Source organism: Arthrobacter sp. JCM 19049 (assembly GCF_001310435.1).
The window spans coordinates 1-2207 of sequence record NZ_BAXF01000369.1 but is presented as its reverse complement, the minus strand read 5'-3'; the positions used below and the strand labels follow the sequence as shown (position 1 = coordinate 2207).

Annotated in this window: 4 protein-coding genes and 2 pseudogenes; 2 read left to right on the top strand and 4 right to left on the bottom strand. The window is 65.1% G+C overall.

Annotated elements, in window-relative coordinates; genetic code table 11:
* Window positions 1-48: 48 nt before the first annotated feature.
* A pseudogene (locus JCM19049_RS20695) lies at window positions 49-132 on the top strand (LuxR C-terminal-related transcriptional regulator); the annotation flags it as partial.
* Between the two features lie 120 nt (window positions 133-252).
* Here the strand turns inward: JCM19049_RS20695 and JCM19049_RS12270 are convergent.
* From JCM19049_RS12270 to JCM19049_RS20680, 4 genes are all read right to left on the bottom strand, one after another.
* Entirely contained in the window at window positions 253-609 is a 357-nt protein-coding gene (locus tag JCM19049_RS12270; RefSeq protein ID WP_054821735.1) for a VOC family protein, read from the bottom strand.
* Window positions 610-708: 99 nt separating this feature from the next.
* Window positions 709-846, bottom strand: a complete 138-nt coding sequence (locus tag JCM19049_RS20690; protein WP_279403118.1) for a hypothetical protein — start codon at window positions 844-846, stop codon at window positions 709-711.
* An 85-nt stretch (window positions 847-931) separates the two neighbouring features.
* Window positions 932-1276, bottom strand: a complete 345-nt coding sequence (locus JCM19049_RS20685; RefSeq protein WP_279403117.1) for a LysR substrate-binding domain-containing protein — start codon at window positions 1274-1276, stop codon at window positions 932-934.
* The gene (locus JCM19049_RS20680; RefSeq protein WP_279403116.1) at window positions 1255-1662 is read right to left on the bottom strand and encodes a LysR family transcriptional regulator; all 408 of its coding nucleotides are present in this window, start codon (window positions 1660-1662) and stop codon (window positions 1255-1257) included. Before JCM19049_RS20680 ends, JCM19049_RS20685 begins: the two co-directional genes overlap by 22 nt.
* A 128-nt stretch (window positions 1663-1790) precedes the next feature.
* Between JCM19049_RS20680 and JCM19049_RS12260 the strand changes: the two are divergent.
* Window positions 1791-2207, top strand: a pseudogene (locus tag JCM19049_RS12260) (MFS transporter); the annotation flags it as partial.

The window sequence follows — 2207 nt, the reverse complement described above, 5'->3', positions numbered from 1 at the left end:
CCGCCGCGCGAGCCGCTGCCCGAAAGCCTGACCGAGCGTGAAATCCAGGTGCTGCGGGGGCTCGGCCAGGGCCTGAGCAACCCGCAGATCGCCGCGCAACTGGGCATTGGCGAATCGACGGTGAAAACCCATGCCTCGCGGGTCATGGACAAGCTGGGGGTGCAGACCCGGCTGCAGGCGGCGCGGGTGGCCTTCGCCCAATGGGGTAGATGCCCGCCCCAGGCCAAGCCGGGCCAGGGAACCGCGGACTTGCTACCAGCTGACCAGGCAGAAGGGATGCTGCTGCGGGTCCAGGTAGACTCGGAACGTCTTGGAGCCCTCTCCGGTGGCGGTGGCACCCAGCGCCAGCACCTCGGTTTCGGCCAGGTCCAGGTCCTTGACCCGCACGTCGATGTGCGCCTGCTGCGGGTGCACATGTCCCGGCCACTGCGGCGGAACATATGGGGTGACGGCCTGAAACGCGATGGCGGGACGATCCGGGGCGTCGCCGATGCTCACCCAGTCCGGGTCATTGTCGATCCTGACCATGCCCAGCAGCCGCTCATAGAACCCGGCCAGTTCATCGGGATCATCGCAATCAATTACCAGTGCCTGCCATGTGCCGATCATCGGTCCATCACTCCCGCCAAATGTTGGTGCCGTGCCTGTGGTGCTTGCCATTATGCCTCGTGCAGGCGCTCGCACAACAGGCTCCGGCCACCGGATCGGCTACCGCGATCGGCTTCCGGGCAGCTCGGCCAGGGCGCGCTGCTCGGCCATCGCCTGGCCCATCAGGTCGGTGGCGTAATCCAGCAGCGCCTGAACCCGCGGGGACAGGGTGGTATGCCGGGGACTGATCGCGACCACCGAATTGGGGTAGTTCGGTGGACTGAGCCGGCGGAAGGCCAGGCCCTGCCCTCCAGGGACAGCTGGGCGTTGTTCGGCCTTTCCATCAGCATCCCGTACCCCAGCCACGACCGACCATGGCGCTGACCAGGATCATCTGCGGCAGCGAGGCAATGATGTGCGGGTCAAGACCCTGCGCGGCGAACAGCTGCAGGACATAGTCGGTGCTGGGAGTGGATTCGTACATGATCATCGGTTCGTCCACCAGGTCCCGAAGTTCCAGGGGCCGCTCCAGGGCCGCCAACGGGTGCTGCGGGTGCAGCAGCACCTGCATCTCGGTCTCGTAGACCACCTGCTTGCGCAAATCCGGGGGCAACATCAGATCGTAGACGAAGGCCACGTCCAGCTCCCCGGAATTCAGCGCCGGGATCAAATCGTCATGCGTGCCCACCTGCACGGAGACCTGCACCTGGGGGTGCAATGGCGGGAAGCCTCCATGATGGCCGGAATCAGGTGTGGGGAGAGCGAGGCGAAGCAGCCAAAGCGCACCGGTCCGCGCAGCACGCCCTCGCGGTGCGGGAAGGTCGCGTTCAAATCCTCGACCTCGGCCACGATCTTGCGGGCCAGGGAGGAGAAGTAGCGTCCCGAGGCGGTCATCGTGATCCCGTGGGCCTTGCGGCGCAGGCACAGCTGCTCCCCCGCCAGACGTTCGATGGTGTTCAGCGCCTGGGACAGCGCGGATTCGGAAATGTGAAGCTCGGAAGCAGCGGACCCCAGGGTGTCATGTTCGGGCAGTTCCGCCATGATTTGCAGATGTCGCAGCGAGAATCCAGACACTTCTTAAGGCTTCCTTCAAAACTATTGCAGATATTTGAAGTTTACCTTACGTGTGTGCGGTGCAACACTGAGGTGACACAAGACTCAGGCGGTGGTCACGCACGACACACCGTCAACCGAGGAGCAACATGAGCATCGCCGCTTCGCCCAACACCCGCATTGAAAAGTCCAACCAACGGCGCGTCGCCTTCGCCACGGTCATCGGCACCACCGTGGAATGGTATGACTTCTTCATCTACGCCACCGCCGCCGGGCTGGTCTTCCCCCAGCTGTTCTTCGAACCGGCCGGCAGCAGGATCGGACTGCTGATCTCCTTCGCCTCGGTCGGCATCTCCTTCCTGTTCCGCCCACTGGGGGCCTTCCTGGCCGGGCACTACGGGGACAAGATCGGCCGGCGGGCCATGCTGGTGCTCACCCTGTCGCTGATGGGTGCGGCCACCACCCTGATCGGCGTGCTGCCGACCTACGACGCGCCGGGCTGCTGGCCCCGGTGCTGCTGCTCTTGCTGCGCATCCTGCAGGGCGTTTCCGCCGGCGGGGAATGGG